19 protein-coding genes and 1 pseudogene are annotated in these 26,902 nt (G+C 60.7%); 14 read left to right on the top strand and 6 right to left on the bottom strand.

Annotated elements, in window-relative coordinates:
- The first annotated feature begins 506 nt into the window (after positions 1-506).
- From AC3WL7_RS17065 to AC3WL7_RS17075, 3 genes are all read left to right on the top strand, one after another.
- Positions 507-890 carry a hypothetical protein gene (locus AC3WL7_RS17065; protein WP_283220418.1) on the top strand — a complete coding sequence of 128 codons (384 nt, stop codon included), beginning with the start codon at positions 507-509 and terminating at the stop codon, positions 888-890.
- Positions 891-1,032: 142 nt separating this feature from the next.
- Positions 1,033-2,067: an alpha/beta hydrolase gene (locus tag AC3WL7_RS17070; RefSeq protein WP_492751863.1), complete on the top strand. Its 1,035-nt coding sequence runs from the start codon at positions 1,033-1,035 to the stop codon at positions 2,065-2,067.
- A 34-nt stretch (positions 2,068-2,101) separates the two neighbouring features.
- Positions 2,102-3,571 carry an OprO/OprP family phosphate-selective porin gene (locus AC3WL7_RS17075; protein ID WP_492751865.1) on the top strand — a complete coding sequence of 490 codons (1,470 nt, stop codon included), beginning with the start codon at positions 2,102-2,104 and terminating at the stop codon, positions 3,569-3,571.
- 71 nt (positions 3,572-3,642) lie between these two features.
- On the opposite strand, the gene AC3WL7_RS17080 is transcribed toward AC3WL7_RS17075, so the two are convergent.
- Positions 3,643-3,990: a hypothetical protein gene (locus tag AC3WL7_RS17080; protein ID WP_079223998.1), complete on the bottom strand. Its 348-nt coding sequence runs from the start codon at positions 3,988-3,990 to the stop codon at positions 3,643-3,645.
- Positions 3,991-4,676: 686 nt separating this feature from the next.
- On the opposite strand from AC3WL7_RS17080, the gene AC3WL7_RS17085 reads away from it, so the two are divergent.
- The 5 genes from AC3WL7_RS17085 to AC3WL7_RS17105 all read left to right on the top strand — a co-directional run bounded on the left by AC3WL7_RS17085 (position 4,677) and on the right by AC3WL7_RS17105 (position 11,554).
- Positions 4,677-5,300, top strand: coding sequence for a DUF6338 family protein (locus AC3WL7_RS17085; protein WP_492751867.1), 624 nt, complete (start codon positions 4,677-4,679; stop codon positions 5,298-5,300).
- 495 nt (positions 5,301-5,795) lie between these two features.
- Positions 5,796-8,105 (top strand): AAA family ATPase, encoded by a 2,310-nt coding sequence (locus AC3WL7_RS17090; RefSeq protein ID WP_492751869.1) that lies wholly within the window; start codon positions 5,796-5,798, stop codon positions 8,103-8,105.
- Positions 8,102-10,051, top strand: a complete 1,950-nt coding sequence (locus AC3WL7_RS17095; RefSeq protein WP_492751872.1) for a UvrD-helicase domain-containing protein — start codon at positions 8,102-8,104, stop codon at positions 10,049-10,051. The genes AC3WL7_RS17090 and AC3WL7_RS17095 overlap by 4 nt, the downstream gene beginning before the upstream one ends.
- A gap of 657 nt (positions 10,052-10,708) precedes the next feature.
- The gene (locus AC3WL7_RS17100; RefSeq protein WP_492751874.1) at positions 10,709-11,104 is read left to right on the top strand and encodes a hypothetical protein; all 396 of its coding nucleotides are present in this window, start codon (positions 10,709-10,711) and stop codon (positions 11,102-11,104) included.
- 45 nt (positions 11,105-11,149) lie between these two features.
- Positions 11,150-11,554: a hypothetical protein gene (locus AC3WL7_RS17105; RefSeq protein ID WP_492751876.1), complete on the top strand. Its 405-nt coding sequence runs from the start codon at positions 11,150-11,152 to the stop codon at positions 11,552-11,554.
- A 219-nt stretch (positions 11,555-11,773) separates the two neighbouring features.
- Here the strand turns inward: AC3WL7_RS17105 and AC3WL7_RS17110 are convergent, their stop codons facing one another.
- Together AC3WL7_RS17110 and AC3WL7_RS17115 are read right to left on the bottom strand one after the other, a co-directional pair.
- Positions 11,774-12,226, bottom strand: a complete 453-nt coding sequence (locus AC3WL7_RS17110; RefSeq protein WP_492751878.1) for a hypothetical protein — start codon at positions 12,224-12,226, stop codon at positions 11,774-11,776.
- Between the two features lie 128 nt (positions 12,227-12,354).
- Positions 12,355-13,266, bottom strand: coding sequence for a LysR family transcriptional regulator (locus AC3WL7_RS17115; protein ID WP_492751881.1), 912 nt, complete (start codon positions 13,264-13,266; stop codon positions 12,355-12,357).
- Positions 13,267-13,401: 135 nt separating this feature from the next.
- On the opposite strand from AC3WL7_RS17115, the pseudogene AC3WL7_RS17120 reads away from it, so the two are divergent.
- The 4 genes and pseudogenes from AC3WL7_RS17120 to AC3WL7_RS17135 form a co-directional block, all read left to right on the top strand.
- Positions 13,402-14,847, top strand: a pseudogene (locus AC3WL7_RS17120) (coniferyl aldehyde dehydrogenase); the annotation flags it as partial.
- 135 nt (positions 14,848-14,982) lie between these two features.
- A complete protein-coding gene (locus AC3WL7_RS17125) occupies positions 14,983-15,336 on the top strand; it encodes a hypothetical protein (protein WP_492751883.1) in 354 nt (117 codons plus the stop codon).
- Between the two features lie 150 nt (positions 15,337-15,486).
- Complete coding sequence (locus tag AC3WL7_RS17130) at positions 15,487-16,005, top strand: DUF6622 family protein (protein WP_492751953.1); 519 nt, start codon at positions 15,487-15,489, stop codon at positions 16,003-16,005.
- A 195-nt stretch (positions 16,006-16,200) separates the two neighbouring features.
- Complete coding sequence (locus AC3WL7_RS17135; RefSeq protein WP_492751885.1) at positions 16,201-16,524, top strand: hypothetical protein; 324 nt, start codon at positions 16,201-16,203, stop codon at positions 16,522-16,524.
- Positions 16,525-17,875: 1,351 nt separating this feature from the next.
- Here the strand turns inward: AC3WL7_RS17135 and AC3WL7_RS17140 are convergent.
- Both AC3WL7_RS17140 and AC3WL7_RS17145 read right to left on the bottom strand, forming a co-directional pair.
- Positions 17,876-19,756: a DUF7380 domain-containing protein gene (locus tag AC3WL7_RS17140; RefSeq protein WP_492751887.1), complete on the bottom strand. Its 1,881-nt coding sequence runs from the start codon at positions 19,754-19,756 to the stop codon at positions 17,876-17,878.
- A 287-nt stretch (positions 19,757-20,043) separates the two neighbouring features.
- Positions 20,044-21,183, bottom strand: coding sequence for an MFS transporter (locus AC3WL7_RS17145; RefSeq protein ID WP_492751889.1), 1,140 nt, complete (start codon positions 21,181-21,183; stop codon positions 20,044-20,046).
- 114 nt (positions 21,184-21,297) lie between these two features.
- Between AC3WL7_RS17145 and AC3WL7_RS17150 the strand changes: the two genes are divergently transcribed.
- The gene (locus AC3WL7_RS17150) at positions 21,298-22,362 is read left to right on the top strand and encodes a LacI family DNA-binding transcriptional regulator (RefSeq protein WP_492751891.1); all 1,065 of its coding nucleotides are present in this window, start codon (positions 21,298-21,300) and stop codon (positions 22,360-22,362) included.
- 50 nt (positions 22,363-22,412) lie between these two features.
- Positions 22,413-24,575, top strand: a complete 2,163-nt coding sequence (locus AC3WL7_RS17155) for a glycoside hydrolase family 3 N-terminal domain-containing protein (protein ID WP_492751893.1) — start codon at positions 22,413-22,415, stop codon at positions 24,573-24,575.
- Positions 24,576-24,619: 44 nt separating this feature from the next.
- Here AC3WL7_RS17155 and AC3WL7_RS17160 read toward each other — a convergent pair whose 3' ends face one another.
- The gene (locus tag AC3WL7_RS17160; protein WP_492751955.1) at positions 24,620-26,785 is read right to left on the bottom strand and encodes a beta-glucosidase family protein; all 2,166 of its coding nucleotides are present in this window, start codon (positions 26,783-26,785) and stop codon (positions 24,620-24,622) included.
- Between the last annotated feature and the right edge of the window lie 117 nt (positions 26,786-26,902).

The following is a 26,902-nucleotide window of genomic DNA, read 5'->3' on the forward strand; positions in this document are numbered from 1 at the left end:
CGGTAGCGCCGGGCCATGCCCGGCGGAATGCCTCCGGCGCCGGGAAAACCCTGCCAACCAAGGTTGGCATCTACCAAAGCGGCACACGCATTACCCAGGGTCGGATCTCTCCGCGAATGCGGAGGGCTCTACCCCAGTAGATCCACGCCATGCGTGGATGCTCTCCGCGCACCCCGGTAGCGCCGGGCCATGCCCGGCGGAATGCCTCCGGCGCCGGGAAAACCCTGCCAACCAAGGTTGGCATCTACCAAAACGGCACACGCATTACCCGGGGTCGGATCCCTCCGCGAATGCGGAGGACTCTGCCCCAGTAGATCCACGCCATGCGTGGATGCTCCCCGCGCACCCCGGTAGCGCCGGGCCATGCCCGGCGGAATGCCTCCGGCGCCGGGAGAACCCTGCCAACCAAGGTTTGCATCTACCAAAGCGGGCTCCACCACCACACTTTGCACAACCTGCACTGATATTCCGGCACCAGCGCAAGGTTCCCACAATGTTGCTGGGGCATGCTGTCCAGCATGGCCCAGCCCGATCCCGTCTACCTGCCCACCCGCCCGCGTGCCCACGGACGCCCGCGTCCGGTGCCCTACGCGGCGCCGACGGTCGACCTGCAGGCCGAATACCAGTTCTGGCAGGCCTACGAGCGTCTCGTGCGCCCGCTGCCCGGCGGCGGCCTCCGCCTGGCCTGGCTGGTCTTCCAGAACGTCTACCGCGCCCGCGAGCGCTTCCCCGATGACACCCACGAAGCGGCACTCGCACGCGTCCTCTTCGGCAGCAACATGACGCCTGAGCGCGCGGTCGAACTGCAGGACCTCTACGGCCTCGTCAGCCGCCGCTTGGCGACTGTCGCCGCGCGCAGGCCCAGCGTCGCACCCGCGCAGGGGCGTTGAACTGCCCCGTGGCCATGGCGACCACCCGCACAGGCGGTAGTCCCAATTAGCTATCGCCCTCCCGTCTGCAAGTGCAGACAATCGGCCGGCAGCATGGGCATCCATGCCCACGCACTGCCTGTCGCATCCTTGGGAGGGGACGATGAAGCAGAAAGTGAGAAACGCCGTCTGGCCGTGGGCCGGTCTGTTGTTGGGCGCGATTGTGGCCGTACAGGCCAGCGCACAGCCTGTCGCAGGCCCGCCCGAGGTCGTGCCGCTATGGCCGCAGGACCACTGGCATCAACGCGCGCTGGGGCCGGAAAAGACCGGCGCGGAGGGCAGTGCGAAGGGCGCCGTCTCTGGCGTCAGCGATGCACGCATGGAGATCTACCGCCCTGCAAAACCCAATGGAACGGCCGTGGTGATCTTCGGCGGTGGCGGATACTTCCGTATCCAGATCGGCAGTGCCGCCACGCCCACCGCGCAATGGCTGCAATCGTTGGGCGTGACCGCCGCAGTCGTGTATTACCGCTTGCCCGCTGATGGCTGGGCGCCGGTCTCACCGTTCCAGGACGGGCAACGCGCCATGCGCCTGCTGCGTGCCCGCGCCGCCGGGCTGGGCGTAGACCCGCAGCGGATCGGTGCGATCGGGTTTTCGGCAGGGGGCAACCTCGCCGGCATAGTTGCCACGCGCTTCGATGCACCGTTTTACGCGCCCGTGGATGCGGCCGACCAGCTTTCGGCGCGGCCGGATTTCCTCGGCATGATCTACCCGGTGGTGTCGATGCGCGCGCCGCTGGACAAGACCCGCTCGCGGCGTGAACTGGGCAGCCAGGCCGATGCCGAGCAGGCCTACTCGGTGGAAGCCCACGTGCGCACGGATATGCCTCCGGTCTTCCTGGCGCAGGCGGTGGACGACCACACAGTGGATGTGGGCCACAGCCTGGCGCTGTACCAGGCCGTGCATGCGGCAGGGCTTCCGGTCGAGCTGCACCTGTTCGAGAAAGGCGGGCACAGCTGGGGCCTGGGTGCACCGGGCTCACTGGTGGGCCAATGGCCGCGCCTGTTTGCCACGTGGGCCCGCAGCCATGGCTACCTGGGCGTTGCACCACAGGCGTTGATGCCGATCAGCCCGGCAGTGCCCGCGCCATTACAGGGCGTGGTGCCTGTGCGCGACGACGACGGCAGCGGCGACTGAGCCGCGCGACCCTCACTTCCCTCGGGAGAAAACAATGAACGTTCTGAACCGTGCCGCGCTCACTGCGGCTGCCGTTGGCTGCCTGTCGCTGGCTGCACCGCATGCTGTTGCGGCACCAGCAACGACCGAAGCCGAACTGCGCGCCCAGGTGCAGCAGCAGGCTGAGCAGCTCCGCCAGCAATCGGCATTGCTGGAGGCGCTCAACGCCCGCCTGGCCGCGTTGGAGCGGGCTGCCCCGGCCGCCGCCGACCCGGTGCAGGCACAGGTCTCTGTCGCCATCGCCAGCACGCGGCAGGATGATATGGCACTGCTGCAGGCGCAGGTGGCGCAGCTGGCAGCCACCGGGGGCGGCGGCGGGGGGAGTGGCAATGTCCGCTGGCGCAAGGGCGGGCCGGAGTTCCGCAGCAGCGATGGACAGTTCACCTTCCACCCGCGCGGCCGGGTGCTGGTGGATTTCACCAGTACTCACGCCTCCGGGTTCGCCGCGCGCAACATCACCGGCACCGATCTGGCCAGTGGCCGCCTGGGCGCAGAGGGCCAGATGGGCCCCTTGGGCTACAAGATCGATGCCGACTTTGCCGGCAACGAGGTGTCGTTGAAAGACACTTACCTGTCCTGGGATACCCGGCTGGGAACGCTGCCCACCGAGGTCTACCTGGGCAACAAACTGAAGGACCGTGGCCTGGATGGCGGCAGCAGCGGCACCACCACGCCGTTCATGTCTCGCAACGCGGTGGCGTCTGTGGGCGCGCAGCAGAGCGGCTACTACGGCCTCGGCCTCACTACCAAGGTCATCGGCGAGGGCTGGCATGCCAGCCTGGCGGTAACCGGCGATGACATCGGCAATGACAGCACCGCCAGCGACACCATCGCCTACCTCGCGCGTGCGCACTGGAACCCGGTGCGCGGGCAGCAGGGGTTTGTGCACCTGGGTGGCTGGTACTGGTATGAAGACCTGGGCACCGATGTCACCAGCATCAACAAGACATCGCCCGTGGCACTGGGCTGGAACGGCAACGTACGCGTGTCGGCAAGCTCCATCGCCAATGTCACCGACAACCGCGCCTGGGGCCTTGAGCTGGGCGGGGTCTACCGCAGCCTGTGGGGCTTTGCCGAACAGACCGTGCGCACCATTGAGTCGAGCACGGTGGACGCGGTGGACCAGAAAGCGACCTCCGTCTATGCCGGCTGGCTCATTACCGGCGAACGACCGGGCTTCAGCCGTCGCTCTGGCGTATGGGGTACCACCCGCGTGCTGCGGCCCGTGCAGGAAGGCGGCTGGGGCGCGTTTGAACTGGCCGCACGCTACGACCGCTATGACTACCTGGACGCCGCGCGCGGCGGTGAAGGCACCGCGTGGACAGTGGGCATGAACTGGTACCTCAATAACTGGTCGCGCCTGATGGTGAACTACGTGCACTGGAAAACCGACAACAAGGTGGGCACCTTCCAAGGGCCTGATTCGGGCAACACCGTTGGGGTGCGAGCGCAGGTGGCGTTCTGACCCACCGTTGGCGGGCGACCCAGGTGGATCCACGGCGTCCGTGGATGCACCTGGCGCAGCCCAACCTGCCCTCACTCAACCGGCCGCACGCGTTCCTGGATGAACGCCGTAAGCGCCAGCGCGGCCATCGCCAGCCCCTCCAGCACGCGGTCACCTACGTACTCGTCAGGGTCGCCGTTCTGCTGCGCGCGAATGGCCGCCAGCAGGATTTCCTGCACGATTCGCTGGCCCGCCAGCGCGCAGTCGGCATCGGCCAGGGCGATCTGCCGGCCACGCACCTGGTGGCGCTCGGGCCAGGGCTGGCCATCGGAGGCAGCGCCGGCACCAATGCTCTGCAGGATGGCGATGAGGCTGTTGAAATCGAAGGAAGAGGGGGCGTCCTGGTGGGGACGCGGGGAGGGGGAATGCGGCTTGGTCATGGCTGGCTCCGTGCAAACAGGCAGAAGCCGCCACCGATAAAGGTGGCGGACGATGCGTGGCTCGAAAACCGGTGTGTGATGATCGCCGGCGGGCGCAAGGCCCCCACGCACCGCCCGCCATAGCCGGCAGACGGATCACCAGCCGGCACCACGCGAGGTGGTACCGACTGGTGAGCGCAAACTTCATCACAACAACGGGTTTTCGAGTCCCGGCCACCCGTTTTCGGTGGCGGTGCCAGAGTTGCTGGATGTAGTTGGGAATGGCAAGGGATGGGGTCAATGCCGCCAAAACCCATGACGCTTTTGGCATTGTCGCATGGGCGATCGCTGGTGCGAGAGGCACACGGGCCGGGGCTTTCGGGGGCGTAGGGCTATTGGCGTCAGGTAGTGCAGTTATCTGAGCCTGAGCAGGGCAAATGCGACATGCGCATTTTGGAGCGCGTCAGTCAGCGGAAGCAGGCTAAGTTGCGCGATCTCTGGTGTTGAGTCCGCTTATGGCCTGAGTACAAGCCGGTATCGTCCCGCCACCCTCTGCGGAAGTCCGTGATTCAACTCGGACGCAGCAGTTTCGCTCCACCAATCCTTCTTAGCAGCGTTGCGCTGCAGACGGGCGGCGTGATAAAAATGCTGGGAGGAAATAACGCGACGAATGTCACATTTAGGCGGAAAAGGAGCGGCGCCCTCAGATGGATGGAGTTCCTGAGCTTTCAGCCAGCGTAATCTCGCTTTTAGTGTTTCTACTGCCAGGCTTTGTTGCGGCTTGGGTCTTTTACGGACTCACTTCTCATTCCCGCCCCGAAAAGCTGGAGCGGGTTGTTGAAGCCCTGATCTTCACATTCGTTGTTCAGGCAATCCTCCCACTCCTAAAGTGGTGCCTGATATGGATTGGAGAATGCTATCCACTGCTCCCATGGAATAGGGATGCAAGGCTGGTGGCATCTCTCGTCGTCGCATTGCTCGTAGGTGCGTGCGTCGCTGTGTGCGCTAATAAGGACATACCCCACAGGTGGCTCAGGGACCGCTGGGGTCTCACGTTGCGCACTTCACACCCGTCAGAGTGGTTCTGCGCGTTTTCTTCCTTGAAGCGGCCAGTAATTCTCAATTTCAAGGATGGACGTCGCCTGCAAGGATGGCCAAAAGAATGGCCTGTTAGCCCATCAGCCGGACAGCTCTTGCTGCAGGATCCCGTGTGGCATGACGACGGATCCTATATTGAGCTGCCTCAGATTGACAGCATGCTTGTCAGCGTTACTGAGATCGAATTCGTCGAGTTCATGAGAGAAGGAGGAATAGATGTCCAACCCAAATAAGCCGGGTCGAGCCGGATCTACCTACGCGAACGATTCCAAAGGATCCAACCCAAACAATCCTGCGCGTGGACAGCAGGCCGCGACGCCACGCACGCCTCCGTCTCCAGCACCCCCAAAGCCCAAGAAGTAGAGAGATTGAAGCTTGGAAATTAATTCCAATATTCAGTTTAAATATAAATGTTGGGGCCCTTAATTTGTGTCTGGTGTACTTGTAATGCGGCTGTCCGTCTTGCCGTCTGCGGTTGGTTGAAAGAATGATCTATCAGCCGAATAGATAAAAAAATCCCTCGCATCGAATGGAGTCTACTATTCCCGCTCTCTCGCCTCCCCGGTGCCAGTCCGTGGCATAGTTTGGTGAGCGATTTGTGCGGAAATATAGCTATAAACGATAGTCAGCCTCTCGCCACTATTGGTGACATGAGGCCTCGCTTCCCGGGGGCTTAGGGAATTTAATATTTGTGACCCCTCGATTAGCTCAGATTAAAAGGTGCCTCAATGCCAGACGCGGGTTCCCTCAATTCGGTTTCCGGAGGCATCACACTTCGATTTGTGGAGCTTTGTCAGTTCCGGCGCCTCGGCAAGGTTCAACTGGACGTCAACAAGAAGACCACTATTCTGGTCGGAGCGAACAACAGCGGGAAGACCTCAGTGCTCGCCGCTCTCCGTCATTTCCTCGCGGACGGCTCCCCTTTCGGCTCCTTTGACATAAGCCTCTCGCAGTGGCCCAAACTGCGAGCTCTTGGAAAAGCATGGGAAGCCTTGGCGGAAGACCCTCTAACCGTGCCAGGAGACGAGGAACAGTGGGAGCAGCAGCTTCAGACCCTTCTCTCGACCATGCCCACCTTGGATCTCTGGTTCGATGCGGCGGCGGGCATGTACCACTACGTCGCACCATTCCTTTCCAAGTTCAGTTGGAAGGGAGGTGCCGTTGGTGTCCGGCTGCGCTTGGAACCGGCGTCGACCGTTGAAGAGCTTAAGCAACTCGCCTGGACATATCGTACGGCGCGTGAACCAGTGAGGGAAATGGGTGCTGACTCGTTGGCATGGCCCATAGACCTCTTGGACTTCTGGCTCCGTGAACCTTCGAAACTCGGCCAGGTCCGTGCATATAAGCTAGATGCAGAGAACAACCCAATAACTGGCTTCAAGACCTACGTCAGCCAGACGCTTGCTGTTAACGCAAGTCAGATCGAACGGAAGCATCTGTCCAAAGTGATGCGGGTAGACTTCGTAGCTGCTCAGCGTGGGCTGGGCGGTGAGGAAGCTGATTCGCGGTCCGCATCTGGCCCACATCGAGTTGGAATGTTCTCCAACCAGCTCCTCAAGTTCGCCCGTCAGCACTTGAACGTCGCCAGCACGGGGCATGGGCATCGAGCGGACCTCATCAAGGCGGTAGCGGAGGCGCAGAGGGATCTCGACAAGAAGATCCACGAAGCAATTGCCGACTCAGTTGAGGAGGTGAAGGAGCTTGGCTACCCAGGGTTGCATGATCCTCAAGAAATTCGTTTTCGCACTCGCATCCAGACGGGTGACCTCCTAGACCATGGAACTGCGGTCCAGTACAGCATGCAGAAGGATTCGCTCGAAGAACTCCTTCCTGAGCATTCCATCGGACTCGGGTATCAGAACCTTCAGTCCCTCAGCTACCAGCTGGTGTCATTCAAGGCCGCCCGGCTAAAGCCGGAAAAAGGCTCCCCTGCGCCGGTCCACCTTGTGATGATTGAAGAGCCTGAGGCGCACCTCCATGTCCAAGTACAGCGCATATTTCCTAATAAGGCGCACAAGCTAATAAGCCCGACGGGGGCAGACGCTTCAGCGCTCAAGAGTCAGCTACTGATCAGTACCCACTCGAGTCATCTAGCGCACGCCGAGGACTTTGATCGTCTCCGGTATGTAAGACGCATTGCAAAGAGCGCGGCGAGCCCAATGCCAACGACCGAGGTCGTGAATCTTGGGCAGGTCTTTGGTGATGACAAGAGGACACGTCAGTTTGCGGAGCGGTACTTCCGCGTCCAGCACACCGACCTCCTATTCGCCAACGCCGCCATTTTTGTGGAAGGTGTCGCTGAGCGCATGCTCGTCCCTCTTTTCATCGAGCGGGATTTCAAGGGGCTGAGCAACCGGTATGTGTCCTTCCTTGATATCGGAGGGAGCCATGCCCACCGGCTGAAGCCACTCGTCGAAAAACTCCGGATTCCGACCGTCATCATTACCGACGTCGATCCTTGCGAGGAACAAGACGGAAAAATCAAGAAGAACGGAGAGCCGACCAAGAGGTTGGTCGCGGTTGCGAATAGCGGTCAAGCCGGCCTCCAGTGTGGCAATCCGACACTCCGTGGCTGGCATCCCAAGCTCCAGAAGCTCGATGATTTCAGAAATCCGACCGATGCTCAGTTGGTTTGGAGTCAGACGGAAGATTGCCTAGTGCGATTCGCTTGGCAGTTGCCGGTTGCTGAAGCTGATGGCAGCTGGCCCAGCTCCTTTGAAGACTCTCTAGTTCTTACGAACATGAATTGGTTCAAGGGCCTCATGGAAGAGCAGCTTGATGATGATGGCGTGGAGGTCGAGCCGCCAACCGGAGCTCTTGGCTCTGTAGCAAAAGCAGTGGCCGATGCTGGGAGCGTTGGTGAGACGGTCGCGACGCTCCACAAGGTAATGCACGGCTCGCTCAACAAAGGTGAGTTTGCCGCAAGCATCTTCGAGAAGCTGTCCTCTGACGAGCCAGTTGCCTGCCCGAAGTACATCGCAGATGCACTAGCCTGGCTACAGGCGCAGCTCGAGCCTGGCAAGGAGCCGCTGGTATGAACGAAGTCGCCACACTCGCCGACAATGAGCGTGACTCTGGAGTTGTCGAGGAGATCTGTGGCTATCTCACAGAGGAGCCTCCGCGCAGCTACTTCCTGTTTGCCGGTGCTGGGTCCGGAAAGACCCGGACTCTGGTGGAGGTTTTGCGTCGAATGACGGGTGTTACGCAGCACGAAAAGGGTGGGGAACTTGCCCGGCGATTGCGGATGTATGGCCGCTCTATACGTGTGGTCACATACACTAAGAACGCTGTCGCGGTCATCAATGGGCGTCTCGGAGACAACGACTTGGTGGGCGTCTCCACAATCCACGCATTCTGCTGGGAACTCATCAGTGGATTCAACGATGACATCCGTGAGGCGCTCGTCGCTATCAAGGAAGCCCAACTCGAAAAGGAAACGGCAGATGCGGCGGCCAAGCCGAGGGGAATCACGCCAGCGAAGCAGCGGCACTTGGATGAAATCAGGGAAGACATCGAGGCATTCAAGCTGACCGAGGTTTTCATCTACAACCCTGATCGCGAGACGCACGGTGCAGGGGCGCTTGCCCACAAGCATGTGTTGGACGCAACAGCCTGGCTGCTGCGGAACAGGCCTACTCTGCAGACCATCCTGAAGGATCGCCACCCCATCATTCTCATCGATGAGTCGCAAGACACCATGAAGGGGATGCTGGATGCTTTGATGTGCTTCGCGGAGCCAAGGGATACCGGCCTTACCCTTGGATTGCTTGGTGATCATAGGCAGCGCATCTATACCGACGGTCATTCGGACCTCCCAAGCCTAGTTCCGAAGAGTTGGGCGACTCCAGAGCTGCAGATGAATCATCGCAGCCAACGTCGAATCGTCACGCTCATCAACAGAATATGGGAAGCTGAGCTCGAGGGCCGCACACAGCCCGCCGATGGCGTCGAGCAGCATCCGCGAGCTGAGAAGAATGGGGGGCTAGTCAGGATCTTTGTCGGCGACACATCACTCTCGCCGGAGGACAAAGTCGCCGGCGAACACTGGTGCGCAGACCAGATGCGTCAAGCGATCGGGTCTGATGCCTGGGCTCGCGGTCGATATCAGCTGCTAGCCCTGGAGCACAAGCTCGTCGCAACTCGTGGTTCATTTCTTGACGCATACAGTGCGATGGCTTTGATCGATGCAAATTCGGCCGCACCGACAGGGAGTGGTGAGAACAAGGGACCTTCCGCTGTACAGATGCTTTTAAATGAACTCGCGCAGTTGGAGGCCTGTGTCGGTGCCGATGGTGCCCTGGACGAGTTCAAGGCCACCGAGGTGTTTCGCTGCTTCGGGCGTCTCGAAAACATGCCGGAGGACGGGGTCAAGCGCGCGAAGCGTTCCGATGAGATGCTTCAAGCCATCTCTGCCTTCGCTGCTGCCAGCAGGAATCCTGAAGCTACAGTTGAAGAAGTTCTCGCGCCCGTCCTGCGCGCAAACCTGTTTGAGGTCGACCATCGTCTTTCGGAGGCCTTTGATGACAAATCTCCTGCGCCGCCAGTTCCGGCCAGAGGCGAGGATGAGTCAAAGAAGGACCGCATGCGTAGGGGGTGGTGTGCGCTGTTCGCAACCCCATGGAGTCAACTGACGAAATACCGCACTTATCTCGCGGGAAATTCTGAGCTTGCCACCCACCAAGTGGTTAAAGGCTCAGAGTTCCTTCACGTCATGGTCGTGATGGACGATAAGCTAGCGGGTGGCAATTTGATTTCGTATGACAAAATTTTCGGGGGCGTCAAGCTCAGTAAATCGGATATGGAGAATGTAGGGAAAGGAAAGGAGACGACCATCGACCGGACATTGCGCCTCCTGTACGTCACCTGCAGCCGGGCCCAAGAGTCGCTGGCCCTCGTTCTTTGGTCTTCTGACCCCGCATCTGCGCTAAACAGAATCAGGGGAAGCGATTGGTTCGAAAACGGTGAGATTGCAGCGATTCAGTAGCCGTCGCAAGGTCATATTTGTTATCTACTAAACCCAATGCCTTATCGAGGCAGCCCGTTAGGCGATGAAAGCCTAGTGGTGGCGCTTGGTGTCAGCGGTTTGCTGGAGTTGAGCTGCTGTTCTTGGCCTATAGCGAAGATCGCTGGGAGGACTAGCAGGGAGTCGTAAGATGGGGCGTGGTCGCTATAGACCTATGTGGGCATTTGGCTGGACGTTTGATTGGTCTGCCTGGAGCCGTTCCATTCCCCTTTCTCCTTACCTGCGCCGAGATTTCATCTGCGGTAGTCCTGATCGTTCTTGCTGGGGCGCAGACGCTCCTATTAGCAAAGGCGGCCAAATTCCTACCGTACCGAGTCTGCGAGTTCGGATCGGCACGGGCCACGGCAAGCTGCATGCCCAGCGGGCTTAGACTAACTGAATCGCCGGCATGGCGGGCTGGTTAAATTCGACGCCTGTTGTTGTCGACTGGGCTGTTGTCCAGCTCTTCCCGGACCTGTCTCACTGCCCTGGGTAGCCCCATTGATCCAACGCAGCGAAGAGGTCGGGATCAAAGTGGGCAATTGACTATGCTAGGGGAATTGCGATTGACCAGCGGGAGTTGCCACCACACAATCCGTAGACCGACCCAAACTGGGTTCAAACCGTAGCTGGCAATCTATGAAACATGGTTCTGGCTGGGTCATCTTTGAAGACCGTTATCCGTCCGGGGAAAAGCGCTTGTTGTCGTTGCTTTCACCTCGTAGTAACCAGAAGTTTGTGGTGCAGTTCATGAGGCAGCTATATGTAGATAAGTATGGAACTATTGAGGATCGACTTGCCTTCAAGAAGTCGCCAAGCAGCTATCCGCTGGAGCCCTTGCAGGAACGCTTCTGTCCAATTATTCACTTGGGCCATAATCCATTCTTTGTAGGTATCCGTTCGTTCGATATCCGCTTGAGAGGAACGGTTCTGGAGTTCACGTACAAGATCGCGACCGATACTTCGGACCCATTTCGACCGGTCTACGCGCGGCGCTCTCAGTCAATCGTTGTTGACGACCAAAAATCAATTTGAGCCGATGCCGCTTTGCGGTCTGGCCTAGCACAGGTGGCAGCCAATATGGCAAATTCCGTACCAACCGAGCGGCAGGTCCTTCGTTGTATCTTCGACATGTACGAGGGTGCATTTCCAGTCAAAGGTCCAAGCTTGGGCAAGACAATGATCGCCATCGACATTGATGCAGTGGCGCAGAAGCTTGGTTGCGATAGGAATATCTTGTTTGGCTATCTGTACTACCATATCGATTATAAGTATCGATATAAGACTGGCGAAAACACTTCTGTGCACCTATTCGCTCCCGCTGTGGGAGAGCTTCGAAATGCGGTGAATCTTCCATATTTGACCGCGGTGCTTGCTGCTCAGGAGCAAGAGCATTCGAAGTTCGCATGGTCGCTCGGGGTGTCGCTGATCGCTCTCGCTCTGTCCGTCGGTGCAATTGTTGCGCAGGTCGTCACGGCGAAATAGCGAGCTCCAGTTCATCGGATCCTTTTCTACATCGCGTTAATGATCAATTTTGATGTCAAGGACTGATCGAATGATCTCATGAGTCATGTGCTGGAGTAGCTGGAACGCCCCATCAATTTCCTGGGCAATGACGGCGGAGTGTGCTGATTTAGTGGCAGCAAGCTCTTGAAGCGTCTCCATATCGCGCCATTCTGGGGGTCAATTTTTACTTAATTGATTTCATGGTGAACAGCGGATGATCACGCTTTCTGCGACTCCTCCGGACAGGTGGACGCCTCCCCAACAACCGTCGCCATTTAAGATCAGTCTCTCGCCTTGGTGCTGGTAGCTGTACCCACCTGTTTTGATCTGCTCGATGATTTCTTCAGTCTTTCCACCAGGGCATACCTTCGTAAGCAAGCATGCAGTTGAGGATCGTGATTCGATCAGCGCGACTGTTCGAGACTCATCAAACCCAACAGTGAGTTCCGGGTAGTCAAACGAACTCACAATGAATCCATCTGATGCTCTTCTCTTCGAAGGCTTGCCAAGTTGACTGACAATCGCATCCATGGTTGCGCCAGGACGTACGCCCGAAATCTCCAAAGGTGCGAACTTGCTGCTGGCGCCTTCGTCTCCTGTAGAAGCGCTACAACCCATGGAAGCTGCCGTCAGAAACACTAGGGCGAGCATCCGACCTGCTCTAGCCATCGTGGCCATGGTCGAACGAGCGGAGTGGATCCTTCGGAATGCCATTTCGTCTTGCCTCCAAGTGAAAATGAGAGCGCGATAGTTTTCCTGATCCCGCCAGTCACCCGGCGTCAAACGTCCTTCGTTTCTTCTCCCACAGCCGACCGCAACCTCCAAAGCAAAGCCTGCCTAGCATGCGCCACCCGCGGCTGCCTCAGCCCCGCCGCCGTCCACATCAAGTAATAATCCAGCCTCGCACGTCCCACAGGCCCTTCAATCTCCACCAGCGTCCCGCGCTTCAACGCATCCGCACACAGATAGTGCGGCAGCACCGTCCAGCCCACCCCCAATTGCAGCGGCCGCTGCAGCCCACGCAGATCCTGTCCCAGCAGCGCAGGCAGCGGCGGGCGCACATCCTGCTGGTTGAACTGCAGCCACGCATCCACCAGCGGCCGATCCAGGCTGTAGGCCAGCAACGGCTCCTCGCACAACGCCGCACCGCAATCCGCACGCGCGGCGATACGCTGCGCGACTTCCGGTGCAGCCACCGCCAGCAGCGGCTCCTGCCGCACCGTCTCGCAGCGCAGCCGATCATCTTCCGGCGGGTAAACCGTAATGCCCAGGTCGCACGAGCCATCCAGCAGCATCTGGCAGACCACGCTGGTGCTGCCGGTCTGCAGCCGCACGCGCATGCCCACCTTGATAAGCGGCACCAGTTCGGCGGCCACCACTTCGGCCAGGAAATCCGCGTGCCCGACGATATGCAGCGCGCCGGCCACTTCATCAGAACGGGTGCGCGCAGCGGCCAGTGCGGCCTCGGCCTGGTCCAGCTTGTCGCCCACATCGGCCGCCAGTTCGTCGGCGGCCGGCGTGGGGTCTACGCCGCTGGGCAGGCGATGGAACAGGGTGCGGCCAAGCGAGGCTTCCAGGCCGGCGATGTGTTGGGACACCGCAGGCTGGGTCAGGTTGAGGCGGCGCGCGGCGCCACTGATCGACCGCTGGCGGTAGACCTCGATGAAGGTGCGCAGGCGGGATAGCGACATGGGGCGGACCATAACATTATTTATGACCCTTCATCGAAAGCCTCGTTGGCCGGGGTCGGGCAGGGGGCGTAGCCTTCACTCCATGGCGAAAACCCCTGTGCTGCAAGGGGTTTCGCGTCCTCCCCCACGTCTTCCAAGAGGCTGCCCCAGATGGATACCAGCACCCACGCCACTGAACTGAACACGATCCTGCGGGCCATGCGCGCCCATCAGATTGCCCAGGGCCCGGCCACGCTCGAGCAGCGCCGCGACCGCCTGCAGCGCGCCGCCAGGCTGCTGCTGGAGCAGCGCGAGCGCATCGCCGAGGCCATTTCCAGGGATTTCGGCCAGCGCAGCCGCTACCAGTCGCTGCTGGTGGACGTGGGCACCACCGCCGCCACGCTCAACCATGCCGCCGCCAACGTGGGCACGTGGATGCAGAGCGAAGACGTGGAGGCCCCGGTAGCCGGCATGCAGACGCGCATCGAACACCAGCCGCTGGGCGTGGTCGGCATCATCAGCCCGTGGAATTTCCCGATCAACCTGGCCTTCGCCCCGCTGGCCGGCGTGTTCGCGGCAGGCAACTCGGCGCTCATCAAGCCGTCCGAACTGACCCCGGCCACCTCTGAGCTGCTGGCCGAACTGATCGCGGTCTACTTTGACCCGATGGAGCTGGGCGTGGTGCTGGGCGATGCCGAGGTGGGCAAGGCCTTCAGCGAACTGCCGTTCGACCATCTGGTGTTCACCGGCAGCACCGCCGTCGGCCGCCATGTGATGCGCGCGGCCGCCAACAACCTGGTGCCGGTGACGCTGGAGCTGGGCGGCAAGTCGCCGGTGGTGGTGGCGCCCGATGCAGACCTTCAGACCGCCATCGAACGCACCCTCACCATCAAGACGTTCAATGCGGGGCAGATCTGCCTTTCGCCGGATTACCTCATGGTGCCCGAGGGCAGCGGCGCCGCGCTGGTGGAGCATGCGCACCAGTTCATGGCCCGCATCTTCCCGACCCTGCAGGACAACGAGGACTACACCTCCATCGTCAGCCAGCGCCACTTCGACCGTCTGGTCGGCCTGCTGGCCGACGCGGCCGACAAGGGCGCGGCGATCATTTCCCTGGCCCCGGCAGGCGAGCCAGCGTTTGATGCGGCCACCCGCAAGATCGCGCCGCACCTGGTACTGAACGCCACTGACGACATGGACATCATGCAGGAAGAGATCTTCGGGCCGCTGCTGCCTGTCATGTCCTACGCTGCTGCCGCAGAGCCGATTGCCTACATCAACGCGCATCCGCGCCCGTTGGCGGCCTATTACTTCGGCGACACCGCGGAAGGGCAGGCGGCATTTACCCAGCAGACCACGTCCGGTGCGCTGGTCATCAACGATGTGATGACGCATGCGTCAGTGGAAGAACTGCCGTTTGGTGGCGTGGGCGCGTCGGGCATGGGCGCCTACCACGGCGTGCATGGCTTCCGTCAGTTCAGCCACCGCAAGGCGGTGGTGGTGCAGGCCAAGGATGGGGCGTCGAACCTGCGGCTGCGTGCGCCGTATGGGGACAAGGTGGGGGCGCTGGGTGAGGCGCTGGGTAATGCCTTGAAGCGCTGATTCCAATAGCCTATGTTGCGGGGTGCATGAGCAATGGCCCCGCCCGGGGAACAGATCCGGAAGTGATGCCGCATCTGCAGATGCAAACGCGGATGCATTCAACACATGCATTGCAGGCAAACAGGAGTGCCGACAGTGAAGTATGCGATGGCTACCATTGCGGGTTTGGCTGTGCTCTCTGGTTGCGCAACCTTCGGCGGCGATATGGTCGTGCGCGTTTCGGGAAGCGTGCCGACAGGCCAGAGTGATGATGGCGCGCTCGGTTGCGAGCTGAGCATGCTCGGGGAAAGCGGCAACGTGGTTTCGTCGAAACCCGTTGGGCGCGTGTTCTCGGTTCCCATGATGGTCGTAGCCGGTCCCGAGCCCAAGGGTTACCACTTCATCGTCCAGTGCAGGGACGGCCAAAGATTCGAGACCAGCGTGGTTCAGATCAGCAGCCAGCGCTCATATGCCAGGCATCTGGACCTGGGAGAGCTTCAGGCGCGGTAGCTGCGATCAGCATGGGCATGCAGGACGTCGACCGCCGGCCAGGAAGCGGTCGCTGACACCTGTCACTTGTTCAGCGCGTCCGGTCCGTCAATAGTGAGCGCCACCCACCGCCCTCCGTGCGGGCACTCACTGAAAGGACCTCCCGTGACCCTGCTGCAGCCCATCCTTGCGCACACCCCGATCTGGGTCTGGGTGATCCTGACGTACCTCATCACCCGTGGCGTCGCGGCCATGCGGCCAGGCCAGACCTCGCTGCGGAGGTTGGCGATCGTGCCGGCGCTGTTCACGGTGTGGGGCATCTGGTCGATCAGCCATCGCTACGGCGGTTCGCTGGTGGCGTGGAGCGAGTGGCTCGCCGGCATCTGTGCGGGTGCAATGCTTGGCTGGGTGCTGCTGCGCCGGGCGACGCTGACCGTGGATGAAGCGACGGGCCGGTTGTGGCGCAGCGCGGATTACAGCCTGCTGCCGCTGCTGCTGGTCACGTTCCTGGTGAAGTACGGGTTCGAGGTGGCGCTTGCGGTGTCGCCTGCGCTGAGTGCCAACGGCAGCTTCAGTGCTGCTTATCTGCTGTTGTCCGGTGGGTTCACCGGGATCTTTGTTGGCAAGTATCTGCGGTATCTGTCGGTGCTGCGCAAGGGCATGCCCAGCAATCTGGGCCCGGTGCACTGAGGTGGGGAGATCGAAGCTTTGGCCAAGCCCAAGCTTGTCCATCGAGTCTGCTGGGTCTGGTTGTACGCTGGCTTGTCAGCCGGACCCGGCCGACCAGGGATCGCGCTGTACCATGGGGAGAGCCCGCCATGCGGTGCTTTGTGGGTAAGTCGTGTAACCGGACTCCGGGGTCCGTCTAAAAGGTAATCAAGCCGCATGGACAGCTCTGATCGCATCTCGCTTGATGATCTCTCCGATGTCCGCAAGGCCGTATCGGTCATGCGTTTACGATCAATTCTTGCCGCAGGTGCCGGCGGAATCATCTTCAGCGCTTTCGTGGTCGCGGTATGGCTTTGGGTACGCCCTGGAGAGGTTTCTGCGGCCATTTTCCTGGCGGCGGTCAGCTACGTTCTGTTCGGCCTGCCGCTATTGGTGCATTGGGTGCGGCACTGGCGCAGGATCTATCAGCGCCTTGCGGACGTTGAGCTGCGAGTCCAGGCTGGTGAGGTCGTGTACGGGTCGCAAGTGAAGTTCCCATAGCTTGTGGCCTAACAGTTCATTCAAGCCGAGCCCACTGCGCGGGTAGGCTTAATTCCAGAGTTAGGCCTCGTCAGATGATCTCTCAGTACTCCACAGTGGTCGTTACGGAGATTCGGCATCCGCCAACGTTCTACGATCCATTCAAGATCAACAAGGCGCTGCCCCAGGTTGGGGACCGAGGTGCTGTCGTAGATTTACTGCGTGGATTCGGCCAGCCCGACCGATACGTTGTTGAGTGCGTCAGTGCGTCTGGTGAGACAATTTGGCTTAGCGATTTCTCGGCCGATGAGCTGGCCTTAGCACCGCCGGGGGCCTGACAACTCATTCAAGCCGAAGTCGCTTCGCGGCTCGGCTTAGCTCAGGCGTTGAGTGTCCGCTTCTGGCCGGAAGCTGACGTGAGTCTCCCTAGCAGCTCGGTTCTCTGATGAGGAACATGTCGATGATCAGCAACCGGTGCAACATTTGCGGTCGAAAGTTTGATGTCTCTGCCGATCTGCTCTCTGCCGACTGCGGCGGAGATTGCTGGGGCTGCGTGGGGGCCATGGAGCTTGGTTGGCCAGAATCGGCCAAGCGGTTCGCGAAGGAAATCCGAGCCGAGCTCCGAGAGCCTGATGGGGCGGCTAAGCCGCCATCCGAGAGCTAGCAGGCCAATGTCCGCTTCTGGCCGAAAACAGTCGTGGGCACGACAAGGCAGCATCCGACCCATAGCAGCCATTGGCGCGGCCACCAAGCCTGCCGCTGGACTGGCTTGTTAGCCGGACCCGGCCGCCCTAAGATCGAGCTGTATCAAGGGGAGGCGCGCAACTCGGTGCATCGTGGCTAGCGCGCATGACCGGACCCACGGGTCCGTCTACTCGGCAGTTGGGTGCCAGTACAGCTATGACTGAACTTTGGGGTCCCATTTCGGCAACCGATTGGCATGCCACACCGTGCGTGGTCGGCCGCCCAGCGACCGAGGCTGATGTTGCGGCCGGCTCTGCCGTCTTCTACGTACAGGGTGGTTCCACTCCAGCTCCAATGACCCTTCCATGCTGCGCAGTTCAGCTACTGGAGGATGGCGCTGAACAGCCTGTCGTCATTGTCCAGGCAGAGCTCGCGCAGCAGGGCACCATCTTGGGTGTACGGCCACTTTCCGGGGGAAATGGCATCTGCATGTCTACGGACGTTCGGTTGCTTCCTGTCGGCTTCGGTTCGCAGGTTGGCGCCTGACAGTTCATTCAAGCCCAACCGCGCTCCGCGGGGAGGCTTGGTTCCCGAGTCTTGAACGTCCACTTCTGGCCGGAAGCGGACATCGGGCCCAGATCGACCGCAGGGAAGGATGCCACTGTCGGCTACCGACCCGAAGCGGACGTTACGGGGCTGCGCCTCTGGCCTCGATAGCCGCTTCATCGTGACCGTTGACTGCACTTCGCCGCTTTTCCTCTATTCGCCCGTGCATCCATTCATGGCCCCAGGGAACGAACAAGACCATACGAAGCAAAACCCACCACAAGTTGTACAACCCGGCGTTGTGAAGAGCATCGTCGCTAAGCAATCCATGGGTGTAGAGATTGCGCAGGTTGAAGCCAGATTTCTCAGTGAGGATCGCACGCAGCTGGAGAACGAAATCCTTGCCAAGAACCTCGTCGGCAGGGGCGCTTTCCAGAAGCTGGTTGAGGGACATCTCCTCTTCAGTGCCGTCGCCGCGGTCGACTAGGGTGTTCTTTCTTTCACGCCTGAAGATGTTGCGCACGATCGCCTCGGCCTGCGGAATCAGGTAAGCGGCAACCTCTAACCAATCATGGTTGAATCCTGCTGTCAGGCCGCGTGCGATCGAGTCTTCATGGCCATCGGGAACGCTCGGGGACTGATGCAGGTAGAGCAAGAGGCTGTTTAGGGACGGCTCGAACTTCTCGTTGAAGATGTCGATGGCCTCGAAGATGCCAGGCATTGCGACCGTGGCGTCGATTTCTCGAACCTGCTCGATCATCTTCTGAAAGACGTGGTCCTCATTCGTTCGGTCGAAGGATTCCCGCCTGGAGACAGGAATCCCATTCTCGTTGTAGCTGATTCGGACAAAGAAGTCGGCGAGCGGATGACGAGCATTGTTGTCGAGCACAGACTGCCGGACATTGTCGTACGTGGCGCCATGCCCAATGCCATAGGCCAACTGCATTAGTCCTTCGTGGTCGGTGGGGCCGATTACAGTCGCGCGCACGTGCTCGATCAATTCCCCGAGATCCATCGGGAACTCGTGAAGGTGCATCTCGTCCAGGATCGTCCTGCGGACGTCAGCGAGCTCTTCCTGCAGGTCCCGGATTCTGGCGCGGTCTCCGCCGTACTGGCGAAGCTTGGCTATTCCTTCGGCCAACCAGTCCGCCTTCAGCATCGCCTGGGCCGGTAGCCGCGCACGTTCAACCAAAACCTCGGCGGCCGCCTGCTGACACCTCCGTGCCGCAGAATCGTCTCGATTCCTTTCCCAGAACCTAGCGGCGATCTCATAACAGGTCTGCGCGTTGTCGGGGTGATAGCCGTCACCTTGCGCGGCAAGGCAGGCTGCGTGATCCTCAAAAGCCGGGGCGAGTCTCAGCCCTAGCGCTCGGTTGCGCCCCCGAACAAGTTCCGAAAGTGGGAAAAAGACACCCGGCCAGCCCTGCGCGAGCGAGTGGTGGATAGCAGCTTCGATCAAGCTCCAGTAACTGTTGTGCAGATCCACGTCGCGCTTTGCATACGTGGAAGTAAGCTCAAGACCGCGTTGCATTTCTTCGCGTGAGGCAACAGCGTTCTCGCCGCACATGACCTGCTCGCAATGATCGAGGTAGGCTCTGGCTGCGATCTGTCCGTACTGCCACATCTTCATCCCGAGGCCCTGCCCCGCGACGCATGCGACATCGGCGAGCCTGGCCTTGAGCCAAGGATCTTCGACGGCCTCCGATAGCACCTGGAGGCAGGCGACGTCGTTGGCATCGTAGTCTTCGATCAACGTGCTTACTCTGTCGCCTATTCGGAAAAGCGGGTGGAATAGGTTGCTAACGGTGCCGGCGCTCAGTCGCATCGAGACGGTCGATGCAAGCAGGCGAACAATCGCCGCTTCTGTGGCACGGCCTTGCGCATCCAGTTCCTGGGTAACGCGGAGCAGATGCGTATAGTGCTGCGACGCGCCTGTCGGCCAATCGCCTAATCCGTCTACGTGACGCACCCAATCGGCCGTTCGCACGGCGTCCTGGGTTAGCGTTTGTCCAAGAATGCCCATGCTATGGAATCCGGTAGGTCATGCGGATTAGCGTATGCGCGTCAGCTTCCTCCTGCAAAGCCCTTCTTCGAGCGCGGATGATGAGCTATGGATTAAGTCCGTGTTGGCGACTAGATCCTGGAACATCAAAGAGCGGAACTAAGCTCGGTTCTTGCGGCCTGACTTAGGGTCGATAGCGGTCGGACACGCCAATGTCCGCTTCTGGCCGAAAGCAGACATAGTCGGTCAGGCAACTTGAAGTCGTTGCGCCAGATCCCGCCAATCCGGCGAGCTCTGCCCCCGTTTTCTCAAACCTTCAGCCACCGCGTAGACAGCGCGACACCCACCAACAGCGCGGCGACGCCCATGAAGGCACCGATCAGTCCGATTCCGTGCGCGGCCAGTCCAATCAATGCCGGCCCAGCCAGAACGCCTGAGTAAGCGAGCGTGGTGACGGCCGTGATTGCGACGCCCTCTGGCATACGAGTCTGGTTGCCCGCCAGCGAGAACAGCGCGGGTACGATGTTTGCGCAGCCCAACCCCAGAAGAACATAGCCGGCCAACGAGGCCTGCCAAGGTGTTACCCAGGTCAGTACGACGAAGCCTATCGTAGCCAAGAGAGCGCCTACGACGATGGAACGAATGCGTCCCAGGCGCTCGACAACGGAGTCACCGAAAAGTCTGGTAACCGTCATGGTGAGAGCGAAAGTGCCATAGCCCACCCCAGCCATGGAGGGTGTGACTTGGCGGACGTCAGCGAGGAAGACCGCGCTCCAGTCGAGCATTGCGCCCTCCGCCAGGAAGACGATGAAGGCCAAAATGCCCAGGAAGAGAACGACGCCTTTAGGCCAGGCGATCATCGGACCATCCTGATGCAGCGGCTCACTCCGCCAGTGCGAGGTCGCCGCTGCGGCCAGTAGAGCCATTACGGCACTTCCTGCAATGCACACCGCCAGCGGCCCTACGTGCGCGGAGAGCAATGCAGTCATCACTGCGGCGCCAACAAAGCCACCGATGCTGAAGAAGGCATGGAACCCGGACATCATTGCGCGGCCAGACTCCCGCTCAACTACAACCGCCTGCATGTTCATGACGCAGTCCATCGCTCCCATGCCAGCGCCGAATACGAATAGGCAGGCACCCAGCAGCCAGGGATTGGCCGCAATTGCCAGAAGCGGCAGGCTGGCGCAGATGACCATCGCGGTGGCAATCATTACGCGTCGGCAACCGAACCTACCCGCCAAGGCGCCGGCCACAGGCATTGCGGTGAGGGAGCCCGCTCCCAGGCACAGCAGGATCAGCCCAAGGACGCCGTCGTCCACGCCCGTCTTGGCCTTGGCAAACGGCACCAGTACCGCCCAGATCGCCGAAGCGAATCCAGGGATGAAGAACGCGGCGCGAGTTGCGTACTGCTGAGCTCGGGGGCTGAAAGTGGGTGCGATCGGCATGACGAAGGCTGATAGATAGGAAGAGATCCGGCCATGAGTAAACGATTACATCGGGCCATGTTTGCGGTACATTGGGCCTCATTTAGCGCTAAATCTCACCTGATTGGACTTTTCATGCCGGCTCGTCGCGCCAGTCGTATCCGCGTTGCCGTGACGCTCCAGACCGTAGCGGATCGGGTTGGGGTGTCGACGATGACCGTGTCCAATGTGATCAATGGCCGCGGAAAGGTCAGCGCAGAGACCCGTTCCAGGGTCAAAGAAGCCATCAGGGCCACTGGCTACGTCCCAAACGTCGCAGCCCGGCGGCTGGCAGGTGCCGCTGGCACCCGGCTTGGCCTTCTCTACCCCGATGTACGCTCCCCCTTCTTGACCGAAGTGCTGCTCGCCGCCCTGGCCAGTGCCAACACGGTCGGCGCTCAGCTGGTCGTGCGCGAGGGGCGTTTGCCCACTGTCGACCATGCCGAACAATTGGTCATGGAAGCGATCGAAGCTGGGGCCGAGGGCTTGCTCCTGGTTCCCCCCTATGCCGAGCTCCTTTCTGGATCGGACTACTTCCAGCGTCTCGGGATCCCAGCTGCAGCAATCGCGGGCGCAGCTCCCCTGGAGGGAATGCAGACCGTCCGTATAGACAATCGGGGGGCAGCCAATCAGCTCACTACGCACCTGATCCAGGCTGGTCACAGGCGGATTGCCTTCATCACCGGTCCCATGGATCACGGCGACAGTCATGAGCGTTTGCTTGGCTATCAGGACGCGATGGCCAGCCATGACCTGAGCATCGAGCCATCACTTGTTCGCTCAGGCCGCTTCTCCTTCCAATCCGGATGCGAGGCGGCCGAATCCTTGATCGCTGAGCAGCCACACCCCACCGCAATCCTGGCAAGCAACGATGACATGGGCCTGGGGGTCCTTTGGGTGGCCCAGCGAGCCGGACTTCGGGTCCCTGAAGATCTATCCGTTGCCGCATTCGACGATACCGCCGCCTCCCGGCGAGCGTGGCCCCCTCTGACGGTGGCTGCACAGCCGACGGGGGCCATGACCGACGCCGCAGTTGCCGCCATCCTTGCCAACCTCATGGGCAAGGGCGAACTACCTTCGGGCGAGCTGGTACTACCGTATGACCTGATTGTCCGGACCTCATCAGCTTCCCCCATTACCTTGGGCAGGGTGGAGGTTTAGCGCTACACCCGCTCTCATTGTCCGAATGTAATCGTTTACAAGAGGGCGGAATGAGTAATCGGATTGACGCGCTGATGGCGCAGATGACGTTGGAAGAGAAAATTGGACAGCTCAACGTCACGGCAGACATGGTTCGGCCGTTCGCACCAGACATCAACCCTGTTGCCAATGAGCAGAACGCTGATCAGGTCCTGCAGCAGATTCGTCAGGGCAACGTCGGCTCGCTGTTCAATGGCAAGGGCAAGGCAGGCGCTGTCGAGCTGCAGCGCGTGGCCCTGGAAGAGAGCCGCCTGGGCATCCCGGTAATTCTGGCCGCAGACGTCATCCACGGCATGAGCACGGTGTTCCCTATTCCTTTGGGCGAGACTGCCAGCTTCGAGCCTGATCTGGCTCGGCGTACTGCGCGTGCCACGGCGATCGAAGCCACCGCAGCGGCCATCCACTGGACCTATGCACCAGCGATCGACGTAACACGTGATCAGCGCTGGAGCCGCGGTGCCGAGGGCACTGGCGAGGACACGTTGGTGGCCTGCCGATTCGGTGCTGCCCGCGTCGAAGGTTTCCAGGGACGTGATCTGACCGCTGAAGACGCAATGCTGGCCACGGCCAAGCACTACGTCGCCTATGGCGCCAGCCTGGCCGGCTTGGACTACAACACTGTCGACATTGCCCCGCAGACGCTGCGCGACGTGCACCTGCCACCGTTCAAAGCCGCCGTCGATGCCGGCGTTGCCAGCGTGATGAGCTCGTTCAACGACATCAATGGCGTTCCGGCCAGCGCGAACAAGCCGCTGTTGTTGGATGTTCTGCGCGGCGAATGGAAGTTCAATGGCATCACCATCTCCGACTACACCTCAGAGATGGAACTGGTGGCCCACGGCTACGCCGAAGACATGAAGGACGCCGTACTGAAGGCTTTCATGGCGGGCTTGGACCTCAGTCTGCAGAGTGGCCTTTACCTTGAACACCTTCCTGACCTGGTCAGGGAGGGGGCCGTTCCGATGTGGCGCCTGGACCAGGCTGTGCGTCGCATGCTGGAGTTGAAGGAACGTATTGGCCTATTGGACGATCCCTATCGTTCACTGCGCATGCCCGACATTTCCGCAGAGCAGCAGGCTGAACACGAAGCCTTGGCGCGTGAATCGGCCAAGCGCTCGATTGTCATGCTCAAGAACGAAGGCAACGTGCTGCCTCTGAAGAAGGCAGGCCAGCGCATTGCGGTGATCGGCCCATTTGGGCGTGATCGAGACAACATTGAGGGCTGCTGGACGCTGTTTGGCGACGCCAGCCGCTACGTCTCACTTGAAGACGGCCTGCGTGCAGCAGTAGAGAACGAAGATCACCTGCACTTCGTTGATGGCTGCAGCCTGGAGGGGGACATCGAGGGTGGTATCAAGGCTGCGATCGAAGCGGCTCAGGCAGCCGACCTGGTCATCCTGGCCTTGGGTGAGCCGCAGCGGTACTCGGGTGAGGCCCAGTCGCGTATCGAGATCACCCTGCCCGCTGCACAGCAGAAGCTTGCAGATGCGATTGCCGAGGTTGGCAAGCCCGTTGTCGCTCTGGTTCGCAATGGCCGCGCCTTGGCGCTGCACGGCGGCGTGCGCAATGCCGACGCTCTGCTGATCACCTGGTTCCTGGGCTCGCAGACCGGACATGCTACGGCTGACGTCCTGTTCGGCGACTACAGTCCTTCCGGTCGCCTGCCCATTTCCTTCCCGCAGGAATCCGGCCAACAGCCTTACTACTACAATCACACCCGCACTGGCCGTCCAGAACTTCCCGACATGAAGGAGTTCAAGACACGTTGGCGAGAGATCACCCACGAAGCCTTGTACCCGTTTGGTCACGGCCTGACCTACGGCAAGGTGACATATGGCCCGACAGCAGTCAGCTCTGAGGTGCTCGAACGAGGCGCGGCCATCCGAGTCAGTGCAAGCATCAGCAACGATGGCGACCGGCTGATCGAGGAGGTGGTCCAGCTGTACATCCATGATCGGGTGGCCAGCCGGGTTCGACCGGTCCGCGAGCTGAAGGGCTTTGACAAGATTGCCATCAAGCCAGGTGAAGCGATCGAAGTTGCCTTCCTGCTCAACGAATCCATGCTCGAATTCACTGACGTGGACGGCGTACGCCGAGCTGAGCCAGGCGCCTTTGACGTCTGGATTGCATCATCCTGCACGACGGGCATTCCAGCCCGGTTCGTACTGTCGTAATTGAGAAGAGAGGGGCGCATCTGCGCCCCTCTCTCTTCAGGTCATCAGTTCAGCGAGGACTGACTCAGATCGACCTTGGCCGACTGAACAACATCCGTCGCCGAGTCGGCAAGCTCAATGGTGTACTCCCCGGCGGGAACCACCCAGCGCTTGGTTGCAACGTCATAGTCGGCCAGAGTCAGCGGCTCAGCCTTTACCGTAACCGTTGAGGTCTGCCCGGCGCCAAGCTTGACCTTGGACCAGCCAGCAAGACGAACAGGCGTCGAGTGCCCACTGGGCATACGTACGTAAATCTGCGGTACTGCAGAGCCCTCGCGCTTTCCGGTATTGCGTACCCGGAACGTCGCAGTGACCTGATTGCCATCGGCCGAGACCTTCAACGAGTCGTAGGCAAAGCTTGTGTAGCTCAGGCCATAGCCGAAGGGATACAGGGGCTTCATCCCCTTCACTTCAAACCACTTGTAGCCCACATTCGCGCCTTCGATTCGATAGTCAAAGACATCGTCAGAAGGAACGGCCGGGTTGAAGCCCAAGCCTGGGACAACGGGACGCGGGAGCTGATCCAGACCCGTCGGCCAGGTGATCGGCAGGCGACCCGAAGGCGAGACTTCGCCGGTGATCAAACGAGCGATACCAACGCCGCCGCCGACTCCCGGATACCAAGCCTGTAGAACGGCGCCTACCTCATTGAGCCACGGCATGCGGACCGCAGAGTTGGTCTCCAGCACCACCACCGTCTTTGCATTGGCCTTGGCCACCGCCGAGATCAGCTGGTCCTGGCCCTCGGGCAGATCCATATGCGGCAGATCAACCGACTCAGCCGCCCACTGGGTGGCGAACACCACTGCCACGTCAGCCTTCGCTGCCATCTCAGCGGCCTTCACCGGGTCAGTGCCATCCACGTACTCGATCTGCGTCTGCGGCATTGCCTGCTTCAAGCCGGCCAAGGGTGCAGAGGCAAGGTAGACCACCGGGCCTGGCCAAGAAGTTGGAGTCAGACCCGGCACAGCGTTCCCACCGAACATCGTGAAGTCGATGCGCGAAGATCCGCCGCCGGACAGAACACCCTTGTCGGCATGCCCACCGATCACCACCACCTTCTTGGGCTTCTGCAGGGGAAGCAGTGAGCGCTCGTTCTTCAGCAGAACTGCACCTTCTTCAATGATGCGCTGGGCGGTGGCCACGCCGGCCGGCCCATCGATGGGCTGACGCTGAGGGGGATGATCCAGCGCGCCAACGGCGATAAAGCTGCGCAGGATGCGCTTGACCATGTCGTCAAGCTGGGACATCGGCACTCGGCCGGCCTTCAGGTCAGCGCGCAAAGGCTTATCGAAGTAGACCTCAGGGTCAAACACTTCGCCTGCGGACTGCTGATCCAGGCCAGCCATGGCTGCCTTTGCCGAACTATGGCCACCGCCCCAATCAGTCATGACATAGCCAGGGTAGGCCCATTCCTTCTTCAGGACGTCACCCAGCAGATACTCATGCTCGCAGCCGTATGTACCGTTGGTCTTCTGATAGGAGCACATGACCGACGCGGGCTGCCCCGTCTTGATCGCAATCTTGAAGGCCAGCAGGTCGGACTCGTGGAGATCCTTCTCGCCCAGCAGTGCATCGTGGAAATTGCGCCGGGTCTCCATGTCATTCAAGGCAAAGTGCTTGAGGGTGGAGATGACCTTCTCGCTCTGTACGCCCTTGATCACGTTGCCAGCCATGACGCCAGCCAGGAGCGGATCTTCGCCGGCATACTCGAAGTTGCGGCCATTGCGAGGATCACGGTGCAGGTTTGCGCCGCCTCCCAGCAGCACGTTGAAGCCCTGTTGCCAAGCTTCGCGCCCCATCGTGGCACCGTTGGCGAACGCCAGATCCGGGTTCCAGGTCGACGCATTGGCCGGACCAGAAGGCATCGCAGTAGCGAAGTCACCCTTGCGGATGCCGCCAGGATTGGTCACGCCCATACCCGCATCAACTATCTGCTGGGCCGGGATTCCCAATCGCTCAATCGGAGCGATGTAGCCTGCAGAGCCAAGCGCGCCCTTAGGCTGCTTGAGCTTCTCGCTGTCCATGCCGAAATAGCTATGGACCATCTGGATCTTCTCATCCAGTGTCATCCGCGCGACCAGCGCTTGCGCGCGACTGTCGGCCGAGGCAGCCCCATCCGCTGCTGGGTCTGCCGCTGCTGCCAGCGGCAAGCCCAGAGCTACCGCCATTGAGAGCCCAAGCACGCGCTTGGTCAGCGCACAAGATGCTCCAATCTGAAATCTCTTCAAAACCACTCCCTCACCTTGGTTGTCTGCCCAGCCCTCGCAACTCGCGGAGGGCTGATT

It is taken from the genome of Stenotrophomonas sp. FW305-3-2-15-E-LB1 (assembly GCF_058787375.1).

Excerpts from the sequence above, each read along its gene's own strand:
- AC3WL7_RS17110 (WP_492751878.1), bottom strand. The coding sequence starts at position 12,226 with ATGCTCGCCCTAGTGTTTCTGACGGCAGCTTCCATGGGTTGTAGCGCT.
- AC3WL7_RS17160 (WP_492751955.1), bottom strand. The coding sequence starts at position 26,785 with ATGGCGGTAGCTCTGGGCTTGCCGCTGGCAGCAGCGGCAGACCCAGCA.
- AC3WL7_RS17135 (WP_492751885.1), top strand. The coding sequence starts at position 16,201 with ATGGACAGCTCTGATCGCATCTCGCTTGATGATCTCTCCGATGTCCGC.
- AC3WL7_RS17150 (WP_492751891.1), top strand. The coding sequence starts at position 21,298 with ATGCCGGCTCGTCGCGCCAGTCGTATCCGCGTTGCCGTGACGCTCCAG.
- AC3WL7_RS17105 (WP_492751876.1), top strand. The coding sequence starts at position 11,150 with ATGGCAAATTCCGTACCAACCGAGCGGCAGGTCCTTCGTTGTATCTTC.
- AC3WL7_RS17115 (WP_492751881.1), bottom strand. The coding sequence starts at position 13,266 with ATGTCGCTATCCCGCCTGCGCACCTTCATCGAGGTCTACCGCCAGCGG.
- AC3WL7_RS17090 (WP_492751869.1), top strand. The coding sequence starts at position 5,796 with ATGCCAGACGCGGGTTCCCTCAATTCGGTTTCCGGAGGCATCACACTT.
- AC3WL7_RS17065 (WP_283220418.1), top strand. The coding sequence starts at position 507 with ATGCTGTCCAGCATGGCCCAGCCCGATCCCGTCTACCTGCCCACCCGC.
- AC3WL7_RS17095 (WP_492751872.1), top strand. The coding sequence starts at position 8,102 with ATGAACGAAGTCGCCACACTCGCCGACAATGAGCGTGACTCTGGAGTT.
- AC3WL7_RS17140 (WP_492751887.1), bottom strand. The coding sequence starts at position 19,756 with ATGGGCATTCTTGGACAAACGCTAACCCAGGACGCCGTGCGAACGGCC.
- AC3WL7_RS17070 (WP_492751863.1), top strand. The coding sequence starts at position 1,033 with ATGAAGCAGAAAGTGAGAAACGCCGTCTGGCCGTGGGCCGGTCTGTTG.
- AC3WL7_RS17075 (WP_492751865.1), top strand. The coding sequence starts at position 2,102 with ATGAACGTTCTGAACCGTGCCGCGCTCACTGCGGCTGCCGTTGGCTGC.
- AC3WL7_RS17100 (WP_492751874.1), top strand. The coding sequence starts at position 10,709 with ATGAAACATGGTTCTGGCTGGGTCATCTTTGAAGACCGTTATCCGTCC.
- AC3WL7_RS17085 (WP_492751867.1), top strand. The coding sequence starts at position 4,677 with ATGGATGGAGTTCCTGAGCTTTCAGCCAGCGTAATCTCGCTTTTAGTG.
- AC3WL7_RS17145 (WP_492751889.1), bottom strand. The coding sequence starts at position 21,183 with ATGCCGATCGCACCCACTTTCAGCCCCCGAGCTCAGCAGTACGCAACT.
- AC3WL7_RS17155 (WP_492751893.1), top strand. The coding sequence starts at position 22,413 with ATGAGTAATCGGATTGACGCGCTGATGGCGCAGATGACGTTGGAAGAG.
- AC3WL7_RS17080 (WP_079223998.1), bottom strand. The coding sequence starts at position 3,990 with ATGACCAAGCCGCATTCCCCCTCCCCGCGTCCCCACCAGGACGCCCCC.